This is a genomic window from Streptomyces sp. NPDC043746, assembly GCF_056436485.1.
The window spans coordinates 126770-149344 of the sequence record NZ_JBWKCM010000012.1 but is presented as its reverse complement, the minus strand read 5'-3'; the positions used below and the strand labels follow the sequence as shown (position 1 = coordinate 149344).

General features: G+C 72.3%; 17 protein-coding genes. 6 read left to right on the top strand and 11 right to left on the bottom strand.

Annotation, left to right across the window (positions count from 1 at the left end; translation table 11 throughout):
• Positions 1 to 13: 13 nt before the first annotated feature.
• Entirely contained in the window at positions 14 to 967 is a 954-nt protein-coding gene (locus tag AC0682_RS15840; RefSeq protein WP_478533350.1) for an aldo/keto reductase, read from the bottom strand.
• 522 nt (positions 968 to 1489) lie between these two features.
• Here AC0682_RS15840 and AC0682_RS15835 point away from each other — a divergent pair.
• Positions 1490 to 2371, top strand: a complete 882-nt coding sequence (locus tag AC0682_RS15835; RefSeq protein WP_478533349.1) for a glycoside hydrolase family 19 protein — start codon at positions 1490 to 1492, stop codon at positions 2369 to 2371.
• A gap of 141 nt (positions 2372 to 2512) precedes the next feature.
• On the opposite strand, the gene dnaN is transcribed toward AC0682_RS15835, so the two are convergent.
• Positions 2513 to 3679 (bottom strand): DNA polymerase III subunit beta, encoded by a 1167-nt coding sequence (gene dnaN / locus AC0682_RS15830; RefSeq protein WP_478533390.1) that lies wholly within the window; start codon positions 3677 to 3679, stop codon positions 2513 to 2515.
• A 360-nt stretch (positions 3680 to 4039) separates the two neighbouring features.
• On the opposite strand from dnaN, the gene AC0682_RS15825 reads away from it, so the two are divergent.
• Positions 4040 to 5563: a helix-turn-helix domain-containing protein gene (locus tag AC0682_RS15825; protein ID WP_478533348.1), complete on the top strand. Its 1524-nt coding sequence runs from the start codon at positions 4040 to 4042 to the stop codon at positions 5561 to 5563.
• A gap of 676 nt (positions 5564 to 6239) precedes the next feature.
• Here the strand turns inward: AC0682_RS15825 and AC0682_RS15820 are convergent.
• Complete coding sequence (locus AC0682_RS15820; protein ID WP_478533347.1) at positions 6240 to 7121, bottom strand: alpha/beta fold hydrolase; 882 nt, start codon at positions 7119 to 7121, stop codon at positions 6240 to 6242.
• A gap of 159 nt (positions 7122 to 7280) precedes the next feature.
• Between AC0682_RS15820 and AC0682_RS15815 the strand changes: the two genes are divergently transcribed.
• Entirely contained in the window at positions 7281 to 9275 is a 1995-nt protein-coding gene (locus AC0682_RS15815; RefSeq protein WP_478533345.1) for an AfsR/SARP family transcriptional regulator, read from the top strand.
• 581 nt (positions 9276 to 9856) lie between these two features.
• Positions 9857 to 10675: an SGNH/GDSL hydrolase family protein gene (locus AC0682_RS15810; protein ID WP_478533344.1), complete on the top strand. Its 819-nt coding sequence runs from the start codon at positions 9857 to 9859 to the stop codon at positions 10673 to 10675.
• A 107-nt stretch (positions 10676 to 10782) separates the two neighbouring features.
• On the opposite strand, the gene AC0682_RS15805 is transcribed toward AC0682_RS15810, so the two are convergent.
• Positions 10783 to 11193 (bottom strand): nuclear transport factor 2 family protein, encoded by a 411-nt coding sequence (locus AC0682_RS15805; RefSeq protein ID WP_478533343.1) that lies wholly within the window; start codon positions 11191 to 11193, stop codon positions 10783 to 10785.
• An 81-nt stretch (positions 11194 to 11274) separates the two neighbouring features.
• A complete protein-coding gene (locus AC0682_RS15800) occupies positions 11275 to 12150 on the bottom strand; it encodes a class I SAM-dependent methyltransferase (protein ID WP_478533342.1) in 876 nt (291 codons plus the stop codon).
• Positions 12151 to 12274: 124 nt separating this feature from the next.
• Here AC0682_RS15800 and AC0682_RS15795 point away from each other — a divergent pair, with 124 nt between their 5' ends.
• Together AC0682_RS15795 and AC0682_RS15790 are read left to right on the top strand one after the other, a co-directional pair.
• Positions 12275 to 14104: a S9 family peptidase gene (locus AC0682_RS15795; protein WP_478533389.1), complete on the top strand. Its 1830-nt coding sequence runs from the start codon at positions 12275 to 12277 to the stop codon at positions 14102 to 14104.
• A 62-nt stretch (positions 14105 to 14166) separates the two neighbouring features.
• Positions 14167 to 15060: an SURF1 family protein gene (locus AC0682_RS15790; protein WP_478533340.1), complete on the top strand. Its 894-nt coding sequence runs from the start codon at positions 14167 to 14169 to the stop codon at positions 15058 to 15060.
• Between the two features lie 120 nt (positions 15061 to 15180).
• Here AC0682_RS15790 and AC0682_RS15785 read toward each other — a convergent pair whose 3' ends face one another.
• From AC0682_RS15785 to AC0682_RS15760, 6 genes are all read right to left on the bottom strand, one after another.
• A complete protein-coding gene (locus AC0682_RS15785) occupies positions 15181 to 16557 on the bottom strand; it encodes a hypothetical protein (RefSeq protein ID WP_478533338.1) in 1377 nt (458 codons plus the stop codon).
• A gap of 47 nt (positions 16558 to 16604) precedes the next feature.
• Positions 16605 to 17180, bottom strand: a complete 576-nt coding sequence (locus AC0682_RS15780; protein ID WP_026237792.1) for a SigE family RNA polymerase sigma factor — start codon at positions 17178 to 17180, stop codon at positions 16605 to 16607.
• A gap of 435 nt (positions 17181 to 17615) precedes the next feature.
• Positions 17616 to 18701, bottom strand: a complete 1086-nt coding sequence (locus AC0682_RS15775; protein ID WP_478533336.1) for an aspartate-semialdehyde dehydrogenase — start codon at positions 18699 to 18701, stop codon at positions 17616 to 17618.
• Positions 18698 to 19969: an aspartate kinase gene (locus AC0682_RS15770; protein WP_254812251.1), complete on the bottom strand. Its 1272-nt coding sequence runs from the start codon at positions 19967 to 19969 to the stop codon at positions 18698 to 18700. The genes AC0682_RS15775 and AC0682_RS15770 overlap by 4 nt, the downstream gene beginning before the upstream one ends.
• 361 nt (positions 19970 to 20330) lie before the next feature.
• Positions 20331 to 21392 carry a hypothetical protein gene (locus AC0682_RS15765; RefSeq protein ID WP_478533334.1) on the bottom strand — a complete coding sequence of 354 codons (1062 nt, stop codon included), beginning with the start codon at positions 21390 to 21392 and terminating at the stop codon, positions 20331 to 20333.
• 311 nt (positions 21393 to 21703) lie between these two features.
• Positions 21704 to 22468: a DUF1838 family protein gene (locus AC0682_RS15760; RefSeq protein WP_254812249.1), complete on the bottom strand. Its 765-nt coding sequence runs from the start codon at positions 22466 to 22468 to the stop codon at positions 21704 to 21706.
• Positions 22469 to 22575: the final 107 nt, after the last annotated feature.

Sequence of the window (22575 nt, the reverse complement as noted above, 5' to 3'; positions counted from 1 at the left end):
GTCCGGGTCCGGCTCACACCTCGGCCGAGCCCGCCGGATAGGGCAGGAACTCCAGGTCGGTCATGTCCTGTTCGGTCAGCCGGATCCGGTCCCCGCCGAGGTTCTCCGCGAGGTGGTACGAGGCCCGCGTGCCCGGCAGCGGCACCACGTGGTCGCCGAGCCGGAGCAGCCACGCCAGGGCGACCTGTGCCGGGGTGGCCTCGTGCCGGGCCGCCACTTGGGCCACGGCCTGGGTGAGCGCGAAGTTGTGGCGGATGGCCCGCGGGGCGAAGCGCGGCTGGGTGCGCCGCCAGTCGCCCGGGGGCAGGTCGTCGGTGCTGGAGAACGCGCCGGTCAACAGGCCGCGCCCGAGCGGGGCACCGGCCAGCAGGGCGATCCGCCGCTCGACCGCGTACGGCACGACGTCGTCGAGACCGCACCGCGTGAACAGCGACACCTCGGCACCGATCGCCGCCGCCTCGTGCACGGCCTCGGCCTCGCGGGCCTGCTCCACGGTCACGACGGGCAGCCCCAGCATGCGGATCTTGCCCGCCCAGACCTGCTCGGCCAGCGCCCCCCAGCTCTCCGTCAGCGGTACGGCGGGGTCGATGCGGCGCAGGAGGTAGAGGTCGATGTGGTCCACGTGCAGGCGGCGCAGGCTCTCGTCGACCGCGGCCCGCAGCGCCTGCGGGCCGCCCGCCGGCCGCAGCACCCCGTCCGGGTTGCCGAGCAGGCCGCCGCCGGTGCAGAGCACCACCTCGTCGCGCCGCCCGCGGATGGCCTCACCGATCAGCCGCTCGTTCTCACCGTCCGCGTAGGCGTCGGCCGTCTCGACGAGGTTGACCCCGAGGTCGACCGCCTCCTGGACGAGCGACACCGCCTTGGTCCGGTCCGTCAGGCCGGGCGCGTAGCGGTACGAGAGACCCATCGCGCCCAGTCCCAGCCGGCCGACGACCGGCCCGTCCCTGCCCATCGTTGTGGTCCGCATTGCGGGCGAACCCCCTTCTCCACAGAGGAATGTGACCCCCTCATGGCAGCAGCCCCGGAAGCCGGAGCACAGCATTCCGCTCCTACTTGCCGACCTTCGACGACTTCGGCAAGTCGGCGGCGCCCCACTCGGCGCGGGCGAGGGGCGCCTCGGTCCGGGAACCGGCCAGGGGCGAGGGCGCCTCGGGTCGGGAGCCGACGGCGTGACGCTCAGGAAGGGGCGAGGGTGCCTCGGGTCGGGAGTCGACGGCGTCCCGCATGCTGGACGGCCCAGGTTTTTCCTGCCTCCGTTTTCCAGCCCGCCAGCACCCCCGGCCGAGCCGAACCTCTGGCGGAATCAGGCCAGTTGAGGGGTGGGATGGCATCGTTGTCAGGGGGTGGTGGCGGCTCGGTGCGGCGTGGTCGGCGGCGTCACGAAAGCTGGTCTAGACCTTGACAGGTCCAGACCAGCATCGCTTGAGTGTCGGCACCCCCACGGCGGCGCACGACCGGACGTAGCGCCGCGTCCAAGGAGTGTGATCACGTGATCAGACGCGTCCTCAGCCTGCTGGTCGCGCTCGGCGCGGTCGTCGCGGCGCTCGTCGTCCTCCCCGCGGCCACCGCCCAGGCCGCCGCCTGCTTCACCGCCTGGAGCTCCTCCTCCGTCTACACCGGCGGCCAGACCGCCTCGCACAACGGCCGGAACTACACCGCCAAGTGGTGGACCCAGAACGAGCGTCCCGGCTCATCCGACGTCTGGGCCGACAACGGCGCCTGCGGTACGGGCGGCGGTGAGCAGCCGGGCACCGGCTTCGTCGTCAGCGAGGCCCAGTTCAACCAGATGTTCCCGAACCGGAACTCCTTCTACACCTACAGCGGTCTGACCGCGGCCCTCAGCTCCTACCCGGCCTTCGCCAACACCGGAAGCACCGAGGTCAAGAAGCGCGAGGCCGCCGCGTTCCTCGCCAACGTCAGCCACGAGACCGGCGGGCTGGTGTACATCAAGGAGATCAACGAGGCGAACTACCCGCACTACTGCGACCGGAACCAGCCCTACGGCTGCCCCGCCGGCCAGGCCGCCTACTACGGCCGCGGCCCCATCCAGCTGAGCTGGAACTTCAACTACAAGGCCGCCGGTGACGCGCTCGGCATCGACCTGCTGAACAACCCCTACCTGGTCGAGCAGAACTCCTCCGTCGCCTGGCGCACCGCCCTCTGGTACTGGAACACCCAGACCGGCCCCGGCACCATGACGGGCCACAGCGCCATCGTCAACGGCCGCGGCTTCGGCGAGACGATCCGCTCCATCAACGGCGCGATCGAGTGCAACGGCGGCAACCCGGCCCAGGTCCAGAGCCGCATCAACAAGTTCACGCAGTTCACGCAGGTCCTCGGCACGACGACCGGTGCGAACCTGAGCTGCTGACCACCCGCAGGTGAACCACCCCGCACGGGGGCCCGTCCGGCTGCTGCCGGGAGGGCCCCCGTGCGGGCGTTCGGGGCGGGAGGCGGGGGCGGGTACGGCATGACCGCCGCCCCACGACGCCTGGGCAGGTGCCGACCCGGCTCACACCAGCGGCGGCTTCACCGACATCAGCAGATGCCGGTGGCGGGGAGGGGAGGCGTCCCTACCGGGCTCCCCCTCGCCCGTGATCATCGCCCGCTGCCCCGCCCCCATCATCAGCAGCCGCAGCGACGGTTCGTCGAAGGAGGCCAGGGCATCCGCCAGATACGCCGAGTTGAACGCCACGGTCATCTCGCGGGCGCCCTCAAGCGTCGCGGGCAGCCGCTGGGAGGCCACGTTGTCCTCGTAACCAGCTTGCAGGAGTACGGAGTTGTCGGCGGCGGAGAACGCCAGCTGGACCGGCCCGTCCCCGTCGGCGACCACGGAGACCCGCTTGACGGCCTCCACCAGCCGCGCCCGGTCCACCACCGCCGCCGCCGGGTCCTCCATCGCGAAGAGCTTGTCGTGGCGCGGGAGCCGCCCGTCCAGCAGCCGCACCGTGGTCCGCGTCCCGGCGTGCTCGAACCCCGCCGAACCGGCGTCCAGGGCGACGCTCACCAGCCCGGAGCGCCCCAGCGAGCGGGCGATCTCGGTCAACCGCCGGGCGGAGACGAGCACATCGACGCCGCCCCGGGGCCCAGCCCCCGCATCCGCCCCTGCATCCGGACCGGCCGCCTTCCACGGCAGCGTCCGTACGGCGAACCGGTACCGGTCGGTGGCGGCGAGCGTCATCGTCCCCGCCGCCGCGTCGATCCCCAGCCGGATCCCGGTGAGCACGGGCAGGGCGTCGTCACGCCCCGCCGCCACCGCCACATCCGCGACGGCCGCCGCGAACTCCGCCGCCTCCACCGCACCCCGGACCCGCGGGAGCGACGGCAGCGCCGGGTAGTCGTCCAGTGGCAGCACGGAGAGGCCGAAGCGGGCGCCGCCTGCCGAGACGGTGAACCGCGACCCCTCCACCGCGCACTCCACCACCCCCTCCGGCAGCACCTTGCAGATGTCGAGCAGGCGCCGCCCCATGACGAGCACCTTCCCGGGCCGCAGGATCTCGGCGGCGTCCACGTCGATGCGTGCGGACGCCTCGTAGTCCAGCCCGCTCACCCGCAGCGGCCCGCCCCGCGCGTCCAGCAGCAGCCCGCCCAGGACGGGAACAGGGGAGCGGACGGGCAGGACGCGGGCGGTCCAGGCCACGGCTTCGGCCAGGGCACTGCGCTCGATACGGAACTCCACGGCGGCCTCTTCTCCCAGTCGTCCGGACACCGACGACGTTAGAGGCCGCCACTGACAACGGTCCTGACGTGCGAGAACACTGGTCCGGGCACGGGGGCGTACGACCACGGCACCCCGGGCACAGGGAATCCGGCGACAGCGACCACCCCCGTGAGCCGCTGCCGCCGGAACCGCGGGCGTCCCGGACGACGTGTCCCTACCGGCAGCCGTACCGGAACACCACGTTCGGACCATAGACCGGTGGGTAGAGGACGGGGAGGATCAATGCGCCCAGTGTGGCGGCGGCGGGGGTAACAGCCCGCACAGTGGTGATCGGGGGATCATGTGCGAGCGCGGCAACGGGCCGACGACGTCCTGAGAATGCAGCGACTGGCCCGCGGCGGCGGCACGGCCGGACTGCTGCGCTGGCTGGCGGGGCGGGCCGACGGCTGGGCCGGAATCGTGGGCTCCGACGGTACGGTGCTGCACGCGTCGGGCACCGTACCCGGCGACGCGGGCCGGTCCCGGCCCGCCCACGTGCCCGATGTGGCCGCCCTCGTCGCCGAGGGCGTGCGGGCGCTGACCGGCCGCGGGGCCCTGGCGTACTCGCACGACACGGGCACGCACACCACGCTGCTCTTCCCCCTGCACGAACCCCCCACGGCCCCCCAGGGGCGGGACGCCCAGGAGGCCCCTGCCCCCCTCCTCGCGGTCGTCACCCCCCGCCCGGTGGCCGCCGGGCTCGCCACGCTGCTGGCCGACGCGCTGCTGCCGCTCTCGCTGTGCCGGGAGGCCGAGGCGGTCGAGCGGAAGCGGCGCCGGGTGGAACTGGCCGAGTCGCGCGGCCGGGAGGCGGTGCTGCATCTGCTGATGACGGGCCAGCTCTCCATCGCGCACCAGGTGGCCGGAGCCCTCCGACCCCGGCTGCCCGACCCCGTACGGGTCTGCGTCGTGGAGTGCCCCCGGGGCAGCCGGGACGAGGTGGCCCGGGTCTGCGCGGAGGCGGACGGCGGGCGTTCCTGGATCGTGCGCTGCCCCGTCTACGCCCGCCACCTCATCCTGGTGATGCCGGCGGAGGGAGCGGAGGAGTCGGACGGAGGCGCGGGTACGGCCACCGACGAGAAGGTCGCCGCCCTGGTGGCGGAGTGTGTGGTCGGCGCCAGCGAGCGGGTGCCGTTGGCCGAGACCGCGACCGGCTACCGCCAGGCCTTCCACGCCCTGGCCGTAGCCCGTGAACTCCCTTCCCGGCACACCCGGTTCGGAGCGGCCCCCGAACCGGCACTCGTCGTCGGCGAGGCCGGGAGGCAGTGGGCCGATGCCCTGCTCGCCCCGCTCCTGACGTATGTGCCGCGCCGGGCGCAGGACCCCGGGAGCCAGGAGCTGGCGGCCACCGCCACGTCCTGGCTGGCGTTCTCCTCGCACGCGACCGACCACCTGAAGGTCCACCGCAACACCCTGGCCGCCCGCCTCAGGCTCATCGGCGAGCTGCTCGGCCTGGACCTCGACCGGCTTGCCGACCAGTCGGCCCTCGACCTGGCCCTGCGCATCCGGGCGACCCCCGCCCCGGCCTGCACGCCCTCCGCCGCCGTACCGCGGGAGGGGGCGGCCCACGACCTCGACGAGGTCCTGCGCCGCCCGGCGGTCCGGGAGTGGGCCTCCCACCAACTGGCCCCGCTGGAGCGTGCTCCGGGCGCGGCGAGGGCAGGGGAGACCCTGCGCGCCTGGCTGGCCTGCGAGGGACGCCTCGGTCCGGCGGCGGCCGAGCTGGGCATCTCGGTGCCCGGCGCCCGCAAGCGGCTGATCCGGCTGGAGGCGGTGCTCCAGCGCTCCCTGCTGCGTCCCCCGAGCGCCCGCTACGACCTGTGGCTGGCGCTGAGGGCCCGGGAGCTGGAGGCCACCGCGTGAGGACGACGTACTTCCCCGCGGAGTGCGTGGTGGAGTCGGGGCCCCTCTTCCCGACCAGGCCTGCAGCTGGATCCTCGTCTCGGCGGCCTGGGCGGACGTGGAGAGCCCGGAACCGGTGAGGACGGCGACGCAGGCAGCACCGATCACGGCGAGTCTTTTCGGCGCCCTCTTGTACTTCCTGGCCACTTCGTGTGTCCCTTCCATGATCTGACACCTCGGAGCTTCGTCTCCAGCGCAAGCAACGTCGGTCGTCGGGGCCCGGTTCACCCTGCCTCCGGGGGCGCACCGAAGTGGGTGCGGCTTGTGACGAGCCGGCCGGACCACGGGTCCGCATCAACGTGTGCGGTCCCGCTGCGGTACACCAGCGCGTGGAGTCCCACGAGTACGCAGGTACGCGAGTCGGCCTACCGCGCCCTGCGGCACACCCGACAGGACGGCTTCGAGCTCCGTTCGCAGGACCGCGCCCTGGCCCGGAGCAGGGCAGGCCGTCGTGGAGGCGCCCTGGGGCAGTTCGCGCTGCCGGCCGGGGGAGCGATCACCGGGACGGTGGTGACTGACCTGGTCGGCCCGCTGTTCCTGCGGATGAGTGCTCATGCCGGGGAACCGCGCGGGCACGGAGCGCAGCCCGGTGTCCGGCCCCGTGCGGCGGACGGCACTCCGCCCGCCGCGCGTACCGTCAGGAGCGGGCCAGCAGCTTGCGCAGCGCCTCCGCGATGTCCTCCGGGGCTTCCTCGGCCATGAAGTGACCGCTGGAGACGGTGGAGTGGTCCAGGTCCTGGGCCCAGGCGCCCCACAGGGCGGCGGCCTCGTAGCCGAGGGCCGCGCCCCAGTCCTGCTGGAGCACTGAGACGGGCATGGCGAGCTGGTTGCCCGCGGCCCGGTCGGCTCGGTCGTGGTCCACGTCGATGCCGGCGGAGGCGCGGTAGTCGGCGACGATCGAGGGCACCGCCTCGCGGCATGCCGTGAGGTAGGCCTCCCGCACGTCGGCGGGGACGGCGTCCGGGTTGTCGGCCCAGACGTCCAGGAAGTAGCCGAAGAACTCGTCCGAGCTGGCCTGGATCATCTTCTCGGGCAGACCGGGCGGCTGGGCCATCAGGTACAGGTGGAAGCCGACGGCCGCCGTGACACCGTGCAGCGCCTCCCACATGTCCAGGGTGGGCAGGACGTCGAGGCAGGCCAGGTGGGTGATGACGTCCGGGTGGTCGAGGCCGGCGCGGAAGGCGACCAGCGCGCCGCGGTCGTGGCCGGCGAGCGCGAAGCGCTCGTGCCCGAGCTTCTCGGCGAGCGTGACGATGTCCTGGGCCATGGTCCGCTTGGAGTAGGTGTCCGGCCCGTCCTCCACCGGCTTGTCGCTGTCGCCGTAGCCGCGCAGGTCAGGGACGATGACGGTGTGGTCGGCGGCGAGGTCGGTGGCGACATGGCGCCACATGAGGTGAGTCTCCGGGAAGCCGTGCAGCAGGACGACCGGAGTGCCCGATCCGCCGACCGCCACGTTGAGGGACACGCCCTCGGCGACGGTGACGCGCCGGTACTCGAAGTCCGGGATGGTGGGTGCCATGGTGCCGCTCGATTCTGGTGAGTCGTTACTGAGGTCCTGTGGGGCGGCGGCCGGGGGCCGCTCGCTCCTCCCTGTCTGAAGCCTGCGCGCGGCGAATGAGCAACTTATGAGCGCTGTACTTTTGAACCTCGTGATTCCCGGGCAGAACGGACGACGCCGATGGGGCTGACACTGGGCGTCCTGGGGCCGGTGGCGGCTTGGGACCCACAGGGGGAGCCGGTCGCGCTGAAAGGTCCCAGACACCAGGCGGTACTGGCCCGTCTCCTCGTCGCGCGCCGCCGTGTCGTTCCCGTCGTACGGCTCGTGGAGGACCTCTGGGAGGAGCCGCCGGCGGACGCGGTGAGCGCCGTGCGCACTTTCGTCGCCGCGCTGCGCCGCGCCCTCGAACCCGACCGGCCGCCCCGCGCCAAGCCCTCGCTGCTGGTCACCGAGGGGCCGGGCTACGCCCTGAAAGCGGCCGAGGAAGACGTGGACGCCTGGCGCTTCGAGCGCGCCATCGCCCCCGCCGCCGAACTGCCGCCCGCCGAGGCCGTCAGCCGCCTCACCGAGGCGCTCGGCTGGTGGCGGGGCCCCGCCTACGCTGGTCTCGACGACGCCGGCTGGGTGCGCGCGGAACGCTCGCGGCTGGGGGAACTGAACTGCCAGGCCGTGGAGCGCCGCGCCGAGGCGCAGCTCGCCCTGGGCGCCGCCGCCCAGGCGGTCCCGGACCTGGACGCGTACGTCACCGAGCATCCCTGGCGCGAGGACGGCTGGTACCTGCTGGTGCTGGCGCTCTACCGCTCGGGACGCCAGAGCGACGCGCTCTCGGTCGTACGGCGGGCCCGGCGGCTGCTCGGCGAGCAGATGGGCATCGACCCGGGGCCGAGACTGCGTCGGCTGGAGACCGACGTCCTGCGCCAGGCCGGCCACCTCGACCCCGGCCCGGGGGGTACGGCCGCCCTGGTCTGGGCGGAGGCCACGGCGGCCTACGAGCGCGCGGTCCCCTCGTACGCGCGGGCCCGGCTGGAGTCCACCGCCGGGCTGATGCGGGATCTGGCGGTCACCGGCGGCGGGGGCCTGGAGGCGGCCCGCCGTCACCGGGTGTCCGCCGTGGCCGCCGCCGAGCAGCTCGGCGACCCGGAACTCACCGCCCGCGTCATCGGCATCTACGACGTGCCGGCGGTCTGGACCCGTTCCGACGACCCCGAGCAGGCCCAGTGGCTGGTCGACGCCGCCGAGCGCACCCTTCGGCTGCTGCCCGCCGGCGTCCACGACCCGGCCCGCGCCCGGCTGCTGGCCACCGTCGCCGTGGAGTCCCGCGGCACCCTCCCCGCCGAGACGGCGGCCTCCGGCGAGCGGGCCCGCGCCTACCAGGCGGCCCGGCAGGCCGAGCAGCTCGCGCGCGGCCTGGAGGACGGGCCGCTGCTGGCCTTCGCGCTCAACGGCGTGTTCATGCAGACCTTCCAGCGCGCGGGGCTGTCCCCCCGGCGGGATGCCCTCGGCGCCGAGATCGTCTCCCTGGCGCAGCGCAACGACCTGGTGACGTACGAGGTCCTCGGACACCTCATCCGGCTCCAGTCACGCTGCGCGGTGTCCGACCTCGCCGGAGCCGAACAGCACGCGGCGGCCGCCGACCGGCTCTCCGAGCGCTACGGCCTCCCCCTGGCAGGCGTCTTCACCACCTGGTACCGCGCCCTGCGCACGGCTCTGACCGGTCCGCTCGCCGCGGCCGACGAGGCGTACCGGGAGGCTGACGCCGCCCTGGAAGGGGCGGGGATGCCGGGGCTGCGCAACGGGCTGCTGCCGATGGCCCGGCTCGGGCTGTACCTGTCTCACGGCGCCGTGCCGCCCGAGGACACCGCCGAGGCGGACTGGGGACCGTACGAGAGCTGGGTGCGCCCGTGGCTCCTGGTGAGCGCTGGGCAGGCTGAGGCCGCGCGCGCGGCGCTGGAGGGCATCGCGTCGCCGCCGCGCGATCTCATGTTCGAGGCTCTGTGGTGTGTGGTGGGCAAGGCGGCCGCGGCGGTGGGCGACCGCGGCACGATGCGCCGGGCGGTCCGTCAACTACAGCCCGCCGAGGCAGAGTTGGCGGGTGCCCAGAGCGGTCTCGTCACCTTCGGACCGGTCTCGGCATGTCTGCGGGAGCTGTCCGAGGGGCTCGACGGTTCCCGGTAGGGCGCCTCGGGGGGTGCGGCCCGGGTCCGTGCGACATCCTGCGGGCCGGGGCCCGTCGCCGAGCTGCGGGCGCTCGGGGTGTACTGCTGAGTAGGGCCACGTCGGCAACTCGCCTTGCACAACGACCGTGCGGATCGCCGTACCCGATCCCGTTGGCAGTCGATGGGGCGAGTCGTACTCCCGGACGGTCACCACTCGGCCCGCGGGCAGGAGACCCGCCCCGCCGCCTCAAGGCGGTCGCGAGACGCATTGAGCCGTCCGACTGAACCTGCCTTCGGCCATCCCATCCCTCCCGTACTCCGAACGGCCCGAATCAGCACCGGAACGGTTGCACGCGAGCGCACCATGGGGCCAGTAACTCACCTATTTCTTGGCGGAGTTGACAGTTCATTCCCGCGAGGAGCACCGACCTCCCCGCGATCCTCCGGGCATATCAGACGACTTCTCGCACGGGCCTTACCGGTGGAGATCGCGAGCTGCTAGACACTGCATCGCTCCTTCACGCCCCTCCCACCCCCACACGCTCCACACCCCCACCCCCCCACACCCCCACCCCCCCCACACTTCGAAGGGCGACAGCCATGTCCGTACGCAGGATCTGGGCATCCCTCTCCACCCTCACGTTCGCTGCCGTAGCCGCTTTTGGCATGGCCGGGGCCGCCGTCGCGGCGGACTCCGCGGCCGAATCCACCGCTGTCGGCGGCTATGTCGCGCTCGGTGACTCCTACTCCTCCGGGGTCGGCGCCGGGAACTATCAGCCCGACAGCGGCGACTGCCGACGCAGCGCCAACGCCTATCCGCAGCTGTGGGCGGCGGCGAACTCCCCCACCTCGTTCGCCTTCGTCGCCTGCTCAGGCGCCACCACGTCCTCCGTCACCAGTGGTCAGCTCGGGGCTCTGGACGCGTCCACCGCCCTGGTCAGCGTTACGGCCGGAGGCAACGACGTCGGGTTCGCCGAGGTCATGCAGGACTGTGTGCTGGGAAGCGAGGCCACCTGCATCAGCAGCGTCGACGCCGCGATCGCCAAGATGAACAACTCCCTTCCCGGGAACCTCGACTCGCTCTACGCCGGTATCCGCGCCGGGGCTCCCGCCGCCCAGGTCGTGGTTCTCGGCTATCCGCGCTTCTACCAGCTGTCGGGGCGCTGCGTCGCGGGGCTCACCGAAGCCGAGCGGGCGGCGATCAACAACGCGTCGGACGTGCTGAACGGGGTGCTCGCCAAGCGGGCCGCCGATGCCGGGTTCACCTTCTCCAGCGTCGTCGACGAGTTCACCGGGCACGAGCTGTGCTCCGGAGACTCCTGGCTCCACGGCGTGACCGTGCCCGTCTACCACTCGTACCACCCCACCGTCGCCGGGCAGTCGGGCGGCTACCTGCCGGCCTTCCGGGCGGCGCTGTAGACCGGTGGCACGCACCAATAACGGGGGCGTGGCGACGGAGGCGGCTCGCCGGGCGGAGGCCGACGGGCCGTCCCCGCCCAACGCCGTCGGCCCGTCAACCCCGCGGATCAGTAGCGCTCCACCAAGTGCTCACGGTCCGCCGGAGGTTCGTACGCCTCCGGCCAGAAGTCCGTCACCCCGGTGATCAGGCCCCGGTCGTCGAAAGTGAAGAAGTGGATGGCGTGCAGCTCCTCCGGGCCGACCGTGACCTCGGTCCGTGCGGCGGCCTGCATGCCCTCCGCATCGGCGACGATCCTCTCGATCCGTACATGCCAGTCGCCCGGGTACTCCTGGTTGAACCGGAGATAGCGGCCCTTGCCCCGGATGCGCTCGCGGGTCTGCGGCAGCTCGTACACCACGTCGTCCGCCAGGGTCGCCGCGAACGCCTCCCAGTCCCGGGCGTCGGCCGTCGCCCAGTACGTCTCCACGGTCGTGCGCAGGGCGGCCGTGGTGGTGCTTGTGATCGTGTCGTCGGTCATGGGAGGAAGTGTGGCCCCCGGCACTGACAATCCCCCGGAAAGCCGCTGCTGACCCGCGGTCATGCGGCGGTCCGGAGAGTCTCACCGACCTCCTGTCATGTCGTGTGCGGCGGTGTCATCCCCCGTGCGGCCGGGCCGGGTCGCCTTGAGCGAGTACATCAGCGGGATGCGCGGGCGGTCCGCCGGGAAGCGGTAGTAGCCGTCCGACCGGCGCTCCAGCGTGCCGAAGCGCGGGAAGAGCGAGACGTCGTGCTCGTGGAGGAACTCGATCCGCAGGCCGGCCGCCGCCAGCGCCGTCACCACCTCGCCCACCGGGTGCTGCCACTCGACGCTGCGGTTGTGCACGGTCGGCGCGTCGAAGTCGGCGTACGTCCCCGGGGTCTCGTCCACCCAGGCCTCACGACTGAAGTAGTCGTGGGTGACGACCGAACCCGTCCCGTCGTCCAGCGTGTCGGTGAGCGGGTGGAACTCCGCCAGGTAGAGGAACCCGCCGGGCGCCACCAGCGAGGCCGCAGTCTCGGCCCAGCGCTCCATGTCGGGCAGCCAGTTCAGCGCTCCGACGCCCGTGTAGACGATGTCGTACGCGGAGTCGGGGACGGCCGACGGGGCGTCGTACACATCGGCGGCCACGAATGCCGCGCGGTCGGGGCCCAGGCCCAGCGATTCCGCGAGGCCGCGGGCGGTCTCCACGGCGGGTTCGGAGAAGTCCAGGCCCACCACCTGCGCGGCGCCGTGCCGCGCCCAGGACAGGGTGTCCAGGCCGATGTGGCACTGGAGATGCAGCAGGGTCTTTCCCGTGACGTCACCGACCTCCGCCAGCTCGAACGGGCGCAGGGCGTCCTTCCCCGCCCGGAACGCCTCCAGGTCGTAGAAGTCGCTCGCCGCGTGTATCGGCACACGCTCGTCCCAGCGTGCGCGGTTGGCGTCCTGCCAGTCGTGCGGAGTCGGGGAGTACATATCCGAGAAGTTACCCACCGGGCGGAACGCCCGCGAGCCGTTATCCACAGGCGGACATTGCCGGTCTGATCATCACAAGGAGGTTGTGGACAGCCCGCTCCGGCCGGGCTCGGGATCGGGTTGGATGGAGGGCATGAGCGAATCAGAGAACGTGTCGACCATGCCGGAGTGGGAGCAGCGGTTCCGCGCGCCCAGGGTGTCCCTGCCCGACTGGGCCGAGGACGCGCCTGACCGCTCGCTCTTCGTCTCCAACGCGACCGGGACCTACGAGCTGTACGCATGGGACCGGGCGAGCGGGCGGCAACGCCAGGTGACCGACCGGCCCAACGGGACCACCGACGGGGTGCTGACGCCGGACGGCGAGGCCATCTGGTGGTTCAGCGACACCGATGGCGACGAGTTCGGTGTGTGGATGCGCCAGCCGTTCGGCGGCGGGGAGGACGAGCCCGCCGCCCCGGGCCTCGCCCCGTCGTATCCGGCGGGCCTCGCCATCGGGCGCGACGGCTCCGCCGTGATCGGTCGCTCCACCGACGAGGACGGGACCACCATCCACCTCGTGCGAGCGGCCGGAGGCGGTGAGCCGGTCGAGATCTACCGGCACCGGGAGTCCGCCGGGGTCGGGGACCTGTCGTACGACGGGACGCTCATCGCCCTGGAGCACACCGAGCACGGGGACGCCATGCACTCCGCCCTGCGCGTGGTGCGCCCGGACGGCTCCACGGTGGCCGAGCTGGACGACACCGAGGGCGGCACCAAGGAGCTGGGGCTCGCCGTGCTGGGCTTCGCGCCGGTGGCCGGGGACACCCGGCTTCTCGTGGGGCACCAGCGGCGGGGCCGCTGGGAGCCGATGATCTGGGACCCGGTCGCAGGCACGGAGACCGCGCTCCCCGTCGACCTGCCCGGCGACGTGGGCGCCGAGTGGTATCCGGACGGCTCCGCGCTGCTCATCGAGCATAGCTTCGAGGCCCGCAGCGAGCTGTGGCGGTACGAGCCGGGGGCCGCGGAGCCCGTGCGGGTGGAGACCCCCGCCGGGACGGTGTCGGGCGCCACGGCCCGCCCCGACGGAACCGTGGAATACCTCTGGTCCTCGGCCGCGCAGCCGCCCGTGGTGCGGTCGACGACCGGCGCGGTGGTCCTGGACCCGCCGGGGGCCAAAGCCCCGGCGTCGGTGCCCGTCGAGGACGCCTGGGTGGAGGGGCCGGGCGGCCGGATCCACGCCCTCGTGCAGAGGCCCGCCACCGGGGAGGGGCCCTTCCCCACCGTCTTCGAGATCCACGGCGGGCCCACCTGGCACGACAGCGATGCCTTCGCCTCCGGCCCGGCGGCCTGGGTGGACCACGGCTTCGCCGTCGTCCGGGTCAACTATCGCGGCTCCACCGGCTACGGTCGCGCCTGGACGGACGCGCTCAAGCACCGGGTCGGTCTGATCGAGCTGGAGGACATCGCCGCCGTGCGGGAGTGGTCGGTCGCCTCCGGGCTCGCGGACCCGCGGCGGCTGGTCCTGGCCGGCGGTTCCTGGGGCGGCTATCTCACCCTGCTCGGCCTCGGCACCCAACCCGACGCCTGGGCGCTGGGGCTGGCGGCGGTGCCGGTCGCGGACTACGTCACGGCGTACCACGACGAGATGGAGGCCCTGAAGGCGATGGACCGCACGCTGCTGGGCGGCACGCCGGAGGAGGTGCCCGAGCGGTTCGAGGCCTCGTCCCCGCTGACGTACGTCGACGCGGTGCGCGCCCCCGTCTACATCTCGGCCGGCGTCAACGATCCGCGGTGCCCCATCCGTCAGGTGGAGAACTACGTGGACCGGCTGGCGGCGCGCGGCGCGGTGCACGAGGTCTACCGGTACGACGCGGGGCACGGCTCGCTCGTGGTGGAGGAGCGGATCAAGCAGGTGCGGCTGGAGCTGGAGTTCGCCCTGAAACATCTGGGGGGTGGTGCCGCCCTGGGGGCGTAAGGGCCGGATAAAGGGGCGACCCCGCTCCGGGGGGCCGGAGTGGGGAACCGTACCTTGGAGGGGTGTACCGGTTCCTGCTGACCCCGCGATGGTGGGGGATCAACCTCTTCGTCGTGCTGGCCATCCCGTTCTGCGTGTTCATGGGCACCTGGCAGCTCGGCCGCTTCGAGGACCGTGTGCAGTCGCACGAGCAGGCGACGAAGCAGCCCGATCCGAACACCCGGGCCGCCGAACCGCTGGACGAGCTGCTGCCCGTCGACAAGGTGACGTCCGGCCGCCCGGCCGTCGCGACCGGGACCTACGCCGACCAGTTCCTGATCCCCGGCCGTGAGCTGGACGGTCACCGGGGCTTCTACGTCCTGAACCTGCTGCGTACCGAGGGCGGCAAGGCCCTGCCGGTCGTCCGGGGCTGGCTGCCCGGCACCGCGGGCAGCGTCCCCGTACCGGCCGCACCGCAGGGCGAGATCACCGTGACCGGCGACCTCCAGGCATCCGAGAACATCCACAGCGACGGCGTCAACGCCCGGGGCGGGCTCCCCGAGGGCCAGCTCGGCATGATCAGCGCCGCGTCCCTGGTGAACCTGGTCGACTACGACGTGTACGACGCCTGGATCACGCTTCCCGAGGCGCAGGCGGGCGGTGCGACCGGCCCCGACGACGCGATGAAGCCGGTGCCCGCCGCAGCTCCGCAGGGCAGCGGGCTCGACCTGAAGGCGTTCCAGAACCTCGGGTACACGGGCGAGTGGTTCGTGTTCGCCGGCTTCGTGCTCTTCATGTGGTTCCGCCTGGTCCGCCGCGAGGCCGAGACCGCCCGCGACACGGCCCTCGGGCTGGTTCCGGAGGACGGGGAGGCGGGGGACGGCGGGACCACTGAGGCCGGTGAGGCTTCCGGTGCCGTCGTGGCGGCCGGGGTCGTACAGGGGGCGAAGACGGCGGGGACCACGCACGGTTCGTAGGCCGTGGCCCGGGGTGCGTGATCCCGGGGCGTGTGATCCCGTGGCCCGTGATCCCGGGTCGGCCCCGGCCCCCGGAGGGCTTCGGCTCCCGCGTCGTCCGCCCGCCCCCGCGTTCTGCGGCTAGGACGAGGCGGGCAGGACGCCTGTTCGGTAGATCGTGCCCGAGCAGGCGTTGTTGATCTTCGTCTCGGCCGTGGGTGCGCCCGACTCCGGTGTATGGGTCACGGCGATGCTGCCGTCCATCGTGGTGCCGTCCCGCCGCAGCGACTGCGTGTCGGTGCCGGAGGGGCCCGATGCCTCGCCCGTCGATCCTCCCGAGCCGTCCGGCGAGGGGGTGGGGGTGGGGGTGGGTGAGGGGGCCACGGTGGGGCAGGTGTCGGTCGGCACCCACGCGAACTGCACCTCGTAGGCCATGGAGGGCTTCAGCAGCACCATGCCCGGCTCCTGCGAGGGGTCGGGGAGACCGGAGGCCGCGTCGCCCGCCGTGTGCTGGACCACGTGGATCTTGAGCGGGTCGGCGGCGCCGAGGGCGGTGACGCCGACGGTGCCGTTGCTGCTGACCGTACAGTCCGTGCCGGACACGTTCGCGATCCGGAAGCTGCCGTACACCTTGCCTTCGGCGTTCGGGGCGCCTGCCGACGCGGAGACGACGCCGAGCTGGCTTGGGCTACAGGCCCGCAGCGCGGTGAAATCCGAACTCGGAGGCGCGGAGGCCCCGCCCGTCTCGGCCCCATTGCCCGGGCCCTGCGGGCTGCCCGGCGAGGCGCTCGTGGAGGGATCCGGTCCACCGATGCCGCCCCGGCTCTCCTGGTCGGTGGGCTCCGGTGTCCCTCGGCCCGGGGCCTCGGGGTCGGATGCCTCGCCGTTACCGCCCTGGGCCTGCTCGCCGTGGCCGACGATGGCGGGGGACGCCGTGGACGTGTCGTTCGAGTTCGCCACGTGCACGAAGGCCGGGACAGCCGTACCGATCAGCAGCGCCGCCGCGGCCGCGCCGACGGTGGCCTGTCGCCGCCTGGCCCGCCGGGCGGGCACCGCGCGCCGCAGATGCTCCAAGGTCCGGTCGGAAGGTTCAAGGCCCCCGACGGCCCCGTGCAGCATCCGGCGCAGGGCGGCCTCGTCCAGCTCTCCGGCCCCGGCGCCGAAGCCGCCGGCACCGAATCCACTGGCGTCGGAACCACTGGCCCCGGGGGCGCGATCCACATCGCCGCCCCGGCCGTCGTCGGGTCCGGGCCCGCCCCGGCCGCCTCCGAAGAGGTCGGTCAGCGTACCTGCGAGGCCGTCCCCGGCGAGGCCGCCGCCAGCCCGCGGTTCCGACTCCGACTCCGACTCCGACTCCGACTCCGACTCCGACTCCGGTTCCGGCTTCCGGGCCGCGGCCGGCTCCCCAGGCGCGCTCTCGTCAGCCGGACCGTCCGGTCGGCCCGGCTGGTCCGGCCGATCCGTTCCGTCCGTCCGGTCCGGATCGGTGTGCGGAGTCTTCTCCGGCACGTCGTTCACAATTCCGTTTCCCGTCGGGTCATTCTCGTGCCTGTGCTCGTGCCGGCTCATGCCTGGGCCTCCATCACGACGCGCAGCGCCGCGATACCGCGCGAACCGTACGCCTTCACCGACCCCAGCGAAACTCCCAGCGTCTCCGCGACCTGGGCCTCCGTCATGTCCGCGAAGTACCGCAGCACCAGCACCTCGCGCTGGCGCCGCTGGAGCCCCTTCATGGCCTTGATCAGCGCATCCCGCTCCAGCTGGTCGTACGCACCCTCTTCCGCGCTCGCCATGTCCGGCATCGGCTTGGAGAGCAGCTTGAGCCCGAGGATGCGGCGGCGCAGCGCGGAGCGCGAGAGGTTGACGACGGTCTGGCGGAGGTAGGCCAGGGTCTTCTCGGGCTCCCGGACCCTGTTGCGCGCGGAGTGCACGCGGATGAACGCCTCCTGCACCACGTCCTCGCAGGACGCGGTGTCGTCCAGCAGCAGTGCCGCGAGGCCGAGCAGGGAGCGGTAGTGGGCGCGGTAGGTCTCGGTGAGGTGGTCGACCGTGGTTCCCGCTGCCACCGTCTCTTCAGCGCCCCCGCGCTGCGAGGGCAGCTGGGCCGGCCGTGCGGCGGGCATGGGCGCGATCACCGGCATACCGCCGGGCGTGCGGGGACGCCGGAGCGGACGCACGGCCGCGCCCCGCAACGGACCCGCCACTGTGATGTCGAGAACCTCTGCCACGCCTGTTGGACACGCTTCCCCCCGTCAGGGTTGTACGCGTACGGCGCCGCGTTCGACGCTGTGCGACATGCCCTCATACGCACCTGCTCTTCCCCGAATGCCCTGAATGCCCCGTATAAGCGCCCCCGCCGCGCGAGAAGTGACGGCGTAGACGCTGCCCGGCCTGCGCGCGGTTGCAGACGGCCGGCAGATCATCGTTGGATACGACGACGCCCCAGTTCAAGAGGTTCAGACCAGGTAATTCCTCATAGGGCGTTCACAGATTCTACAAAAAAGATTCGACCCATACGAACGAGATCAGGGCTGCGCCCCCTGCGGAGTCAGGGCATCCGTACAGGTCGCTCCCGCTCAGGCGGAGGTAATTTCGACGGCCACCGATTCCGCGATCTGCGCGACGTTCAAAGCCGCACCTTTACGGAGATTGTCCCCGCAAATGAACATTTCCAGGGCCCGCGAATCGTCCATCGAGCGCCGTACGCGCCCGACCCAGGTGGGATCGGTCCCCACGACATCGGACGGAGTCGGGAAATCTCCGGACGCCGGGCTGTCGAAGAGGACGACGCCCGGAGCGGTCGCCAGGATCTCGTGGGCCCGGTCGACGGCGACCTCGTTCTCGAAGCGCGCGTGGACGGACATGGAGTGGGCCGCGACGACGGGAACGTACACACAGGTCGCGGTGGCCCGCAGCTCCGGCAGCCCCAGCACCTTGCGGCACTCCTCGCGGATCGCGATCTCCTCGGACGACCAGCCGCCCCCGGCGTCGGTCCCGGCCCACGGCACGACGTTCAGGGCGACGGGAGCGGCGAACGGGCTACCGCCGCTGCCCCCCGCCGGACCGGCTCCGTCGCCCAGGGCGCGGCGTACGTCACCGGGGTGGGTGCCCAGCTCCGTACCGGCCACCAGCGACAGCTGTTCGCGCAGGGCCGTGACACCGTCCCGGCCCGCGCCGCTGACCGCCTGGTAGGAGGAGACGATCAGTTCGCGCAGCCCGAATTCGGCGTGCAGCGCACCGACCGCGACGATCAGCGAGAGCGTGGTGCAGTTCGGGGAGGCGACGATGCCCCGCGGTCTGAGGCGGGCTGCGTGCGGGTTGACCTCCGGGACGACCAGCGGTACGTCGTCGTCGAGCCGGAAGGCCGCCGAGTCGTCGATCACGACGGCGCCCTTGGAGGTGGCGATCGGAGCCCAGCGGGCGGACACCTCGTCCGGTACGAGGAAGAGGGCCACGTCGATGCCGTCGAACACGTCCTCGCTCAGCGCGAGGACCTCGCTCTCCTCACCGCGCACGACCAGCTTCCGGCCGGCCGAGCGCGGCGAGGCGACGAGTCTGACCTCGCCCCAGACGTCCGCGTGCTGCGAGAGGATCCGGAGCATGACGCCGCCGATCGCCCCGGTCGCACCGACGACCGCGAGCGACGGGCGGCGTGCGGTCATCGGCCGGTGCCTCCGTAGACGACGGCCTCGTCGGAGTCGCTGTCGAGACCGAAGGCGGTGTGCACGGCGCGCACGGCCTCGTTGACGTCGTCGGCGCGGGTGACCACCGAGATGCGGATCTCGGACGTCGAGATCAGCTCGATGTTGACGCCCGCGTCGGAGAGCGCTTCGAAGAAGCCGGCGGTGACGCCCGGGTTGGTCTTCATACCGGCGCCGACCAGGGAGATCTTGGCGATCTGGTCGTCGTAGCGGAGTGAGTCGAAGCCGATGGAGCCCTTGGCCCGCTCCAGGGCGTCGATGGCCTTGCGGCCCTCGGACTTGGGGAGGGTGAAGGAGATGTCCGTCAGACCGGTCGACGCGGCGGAGACGTTCTGCACCACCATGTCGATGTTGACCTCGGCGTTGGCGATGGCGCGGAAGATCGCGGCCGCCTCGCCCGGCTTGTCCGGGACGCCGACGACGGTGACCTTGGCCTCCGAGACGTCGTGGGCGACTCCGGAGATGATCGCGTGCTCCACCTTCTGGTCCCCTTGCGGCTCGTTGCTGACCCAGGTCCCGCGCAGTCCGGAGAAGGACGAGCGGACGTGGATCGGGATGTTGTAACGGCGTGCGTACTCGACGCACCGGTGCAGCAGCACCTTGGAACCGGACGCGGCCAGCTCCAGCATGTCCTCGAAGGAGATCCAGTCGATCTTCTTCGCCTTCTTCACGACCCGCGGGTCCGCGGTGAAGACGCCGTCGACGTCCGTGTAGATCTCACAGACCTCGGCGTCCAGCGCGGCGGCCAGCGCGACGGCGGTCGTGTCCGACCCGCCGCGGCCGAGCGTCGTGATGTTCTTGCCCTCCTGGCTCACGCCCTGGAACCCGGCGACGATGGCGATGTTGCCCTCGTCGATCGAGGTCCGGATGCGGCCGGGTGTGACGTCGATGATGCGCGCTTTGTTGTGGACCGAGTCGGTGATGACACCGGCCTGGCTGCCCGTGAACGACTGGGCCTCGTGGCCCAGGTTTTTGATCGCCATGGCCAGCAGGGCCATGGAGATCCGCTCACCCGCGGTCAGCAGCATGTCGAACTCACGGCCGGTAGGCATCGGAGACACCTGCTCGGCGAGGTCTATCAACTCGTCCGTCGTGTCGCCCATCGCGGACACCACGACAACCACCTGGTTGCCGTTCCTCTTGGCGTCGACGACTCGCTTGGCGACCCGCTTGATGCCCTCGGCATCGGCTACGGAGGAGCCTCCGTACTTCTGCACGACAAGGCCCACGTGCGCTCCTCGCTCAGTCATTACTGCGGTCGGCTCAGTTTAACGAGCAGCCCGGAATCGACCCGTCCTTACCAGATGGTGAGATGTCCCGCCCACAACCCGGCACGGCGTGTCGACCCGAACTGCTCGTACGAGGCTGCTGCCCATCCCGGAGGAGCGCACTCCTCTTTGTGTCCCAGCCCACACCTTCGGGGCGGAACGCGCGAGCGGGGACCCACCGGTCGGCGTACGCGTCGGGCACGGTGGCACCGGTCGGCGTAGGCGTCGGGCACGGTGGCACCGGTGGACGCCGTCCCTCAGCCGACGACCTCAGTCGACATACGCCCGGAGCTCCGCGGTGTCGGATGCGAAGCCCGCACGCTCACCCGCGCGACCTCGGCGCCGGGAGGACCGGGCGGACGGCGGCCGAGCGGAGTTCGGCCATGCGGGCGGCGATGTCGACCTCGGAGCGCGGACGGGCCAGGAAGGTGTCCGGTACGTCACCGGTGAGGCCGGCCGCCTCGTCGCGGGCGACGGCGGCGTGGCAGTCGGGGCAGATGCCGTGGTCCAGCGTGGTCGTCGTCTCGTCCTCGTCGCAGAAGAGGCACATCATCACGGCGCCCACGATCTGCTCGCTCGGGCGGTCCTTCTCCGGCTGCGGGGCGGGGGCGGGCGGCATCTTGGTCTCCAGTCGCCTGCGAAGGAAGGCCCGCGCGGAGTGCACGGGCACGGGCAGCCCCGAGGTCAGGGCCTGGACGATCTGCTCCCGGCCGACGCCACGCGCCAGCCACTGCCCCACCAGGTGTTCGAGCTCCACGCACTCGCCGTCGGAGAGCTGGAGCCGGGGCTCACGACTGCCGAGCGCGGCGAGGAGGGCGTACGACTCGGAGTGGGGGGCGCGGACTCCGGGCTCGGGCGCGGGGGCCGAGGGGGCGGGGACGAAGGAGGCCGACGGCGGCTGCGGTGCCGGTTCCGCGTCGGGGTGCGGTTCCGCGCCCCCGAAGGCGGTGGTCGGCGCGGGCGCCTGGGGCTGGCCCGGCGCGTCCACGCCCCGGACGAACCGCACGAACGCGGCCCACCACGCGGCGTCCCGCGTGGTCCGGGAGAAGTACGTACGCGTCACCCAGCGCCTCTGGCCGTCGGCCACGGCGATGTGCACCTTGATCCGGCGCAGGTGCCCGGCCCGGGTCAGCCGGTCCAGGGCGCTGCGGCACGCCTGCTGACCGTAGTCCGGAAGCTCCTCGGCAAGGACCTTGTAGCCGATGGCGGAGCCTTCGGGGAGCCGGTCGACGTACGCGGCGATGGCCGCCTCGCGCGGCTCGAGGTGGGCGAAGTCGGTGGCGCGGGGAGGGGCCTGGTCGGGCGCGTGACGCTTCCCGTAACCGGCTTTCGCCATGGGGTGCGCGGGCGCGCGCAGGACAGCACTAATGTGGGCAGTAGCCATAGGGATCGGCTTTCCATCTGGGCGATCTCTGACGGTCAGACCCCGGTCGGTGTTGCGAGCACCACCGGGGTTGTCCGTTTTACGGATTGTGGGTTGTCGCTGATCGTGAACTTAGAGCGTGCACACGCTCCGGCGCAACCTGATCACGAAAAGTCACCGACCGGCCTCTCCCCGCGGGTCCGCCCAGCTCCGCACAGGTCAGGGAGGGAGGGTGGGTTGAGCCTCACCACCCGTTCCCACAGAAGAGAGCTCGGAGCCCGAGGCTCGCCGCTCGGGGCTTGAGCCTCGGGCCCACCTGCGCAGAGCCCGCGCTACCGCGGTGGGTTGAGCTTCCGGAAATACGTCCAGCTCGTCTCGTTCGGCTCGCTCCACGCCTCCGGGGCGTGGGCGAACTCCGGATGACGGTCCGCGATATAGGCGCGCGTCCGCTCCGGGACGTCGTCGTACGAGCCCAGCTTGCGCCCCCGGCAGTGGAAGGTCAGGCCGCCGGGCCGCTGCCCCTGGGCCATCCACGGCAGCCACGGCGACATCCGCGACCACGACATGGTGGCCGGGACGCTCGGCGCGTGCCCGTCCAGGTCGGCGCGGTCGGCGAAGAACTGGAAGAGCTCCAGCGCCTTGTAGGTGTCCCCCGCCGAGTGGTCGGGGTACTGGGCCACCGGGAGCGGCGAGGGGTAGGCGAGCGGGATCTCCAGACTGAAGCAGACCTGCCCGCCCAGCTCGGTCACCGGGATCGGGAAGGGCCGCCATTTCTGGTTGGCCGGGTCGTTCCAGACGTGCACCACCGGCCGGTCCTGCCAGGTCTCCAGGATCTCGCGGGAGGCCGGGTCCAGGTAGAAGGCGGCCTCCCGGGTCAGCAGCTGATACGCGTCGGGCCCGGCCTCGGCGTCCTGGACCAGGCGGGCGACATTGAGCCCCTCGAAGCCGAAGACCCGCCGGTAGGGCTCATCGGGGGCCCAGGAGTACACGTCTCCGGTCCACCAGTACGTGACCTCCTCCCCGTCCAGCGAGGCGCGGGTACGGGCGAGGGAACGGAGCAGTTCAGCGGGGGTCGGGTCTGCGAGTGGTGTCGTCATACGCACCACTGTGCGCCACCGGGGGGGCGGGGGGGGGGGGGGGGGGGGGGGGGGGGGGGGGCGGGGGGGGGGGGGGGGGGTGGGGGGGGAGAAAACCAAAAAAAGGG

Coding starts and splice junctions, on each gene's coding strand:
- AC0682_RS15765 (WP_478533334.1), bottom strand. CDS start 21,392: ATGGCTACTGCCCACATTAGTGCTGTCCTGCGCGCGCCCGCGCACCCC.
- AC0682_RS15820 (WP_478533347.1), bottom strand. CDS start 7,121: ATGGCACCCACCATCCCGGACTTCGAGTACCGGCGCGTCACCGTCGCC.
- AC0682_RS15815 (WP_478533345.1), top strand. CDS start 7,281: ATGGGGCTGACACTGGGCGTCCTGGGGCCGGTGGCGGCTTGGGACCCA.
- AC0682_RS15780 (WP_026237792.1), bottom strand. CDS start 17,180: ATGCCGGTGATCGCGCCCATGCCCGCCGCACGGCCGGCCCAGCTGCCC.
- AC0682_RS15760 (WP_254812249.1), bottom strand. CDS start 22,468: ATGACGACACCACTCGCAGACCCGACCCCCGCTGAACTGCTCCGTTCC.
- AC0682_RS15810 (WP_478533344.1), top strand. CDS start 9,857: ATGTCCGTACGCAGGATCTGGGCATCCCTCTCCACCCTCACGTTCGCT.
- AC0682_RS15795 (WP_478533389.1), top strand. CDS start 12,275: ATGGAGGGCATGAGCGAATCAGAGAACGTGTCGACCATGCCGGAGTGG.
- AC0682_RS15840 (WP_478533350.1), bottom strand. CDS start 967: ATGCGGACCACAACGATGGGCAGGGACGGGCCGGTCGTCGGCCGGCTG.
- AC0682_RS15800 (WP_478533342.1), bottom strand. CDS start 12,150: ATGTACTCCCCGACTCCGCACGACTGGCAGGACGCCAACCGCGCACGC.
- AC0682_RS15805 (WP_478533343.1), bottom strand. CDS start 11,193: ATGACCGACGACACGATCACAAGCACCACCACGGCCGCCCTGCGCACG.
- AC0682_RS15775 (WP_478533336.1), bottom strand. CDS start 18,701: ATGACCGCACGCCGCCCGTCGCTCGCGGTCGTCGGTGCGACCGGGGCG.
- AC0682_RS15825 (WP_478533348.1), top strand. CDS start 4,040: ATGCAGCGACTGGCCCGCGGCGGCGGCACGGCCGGACTGCTGCGCTGG.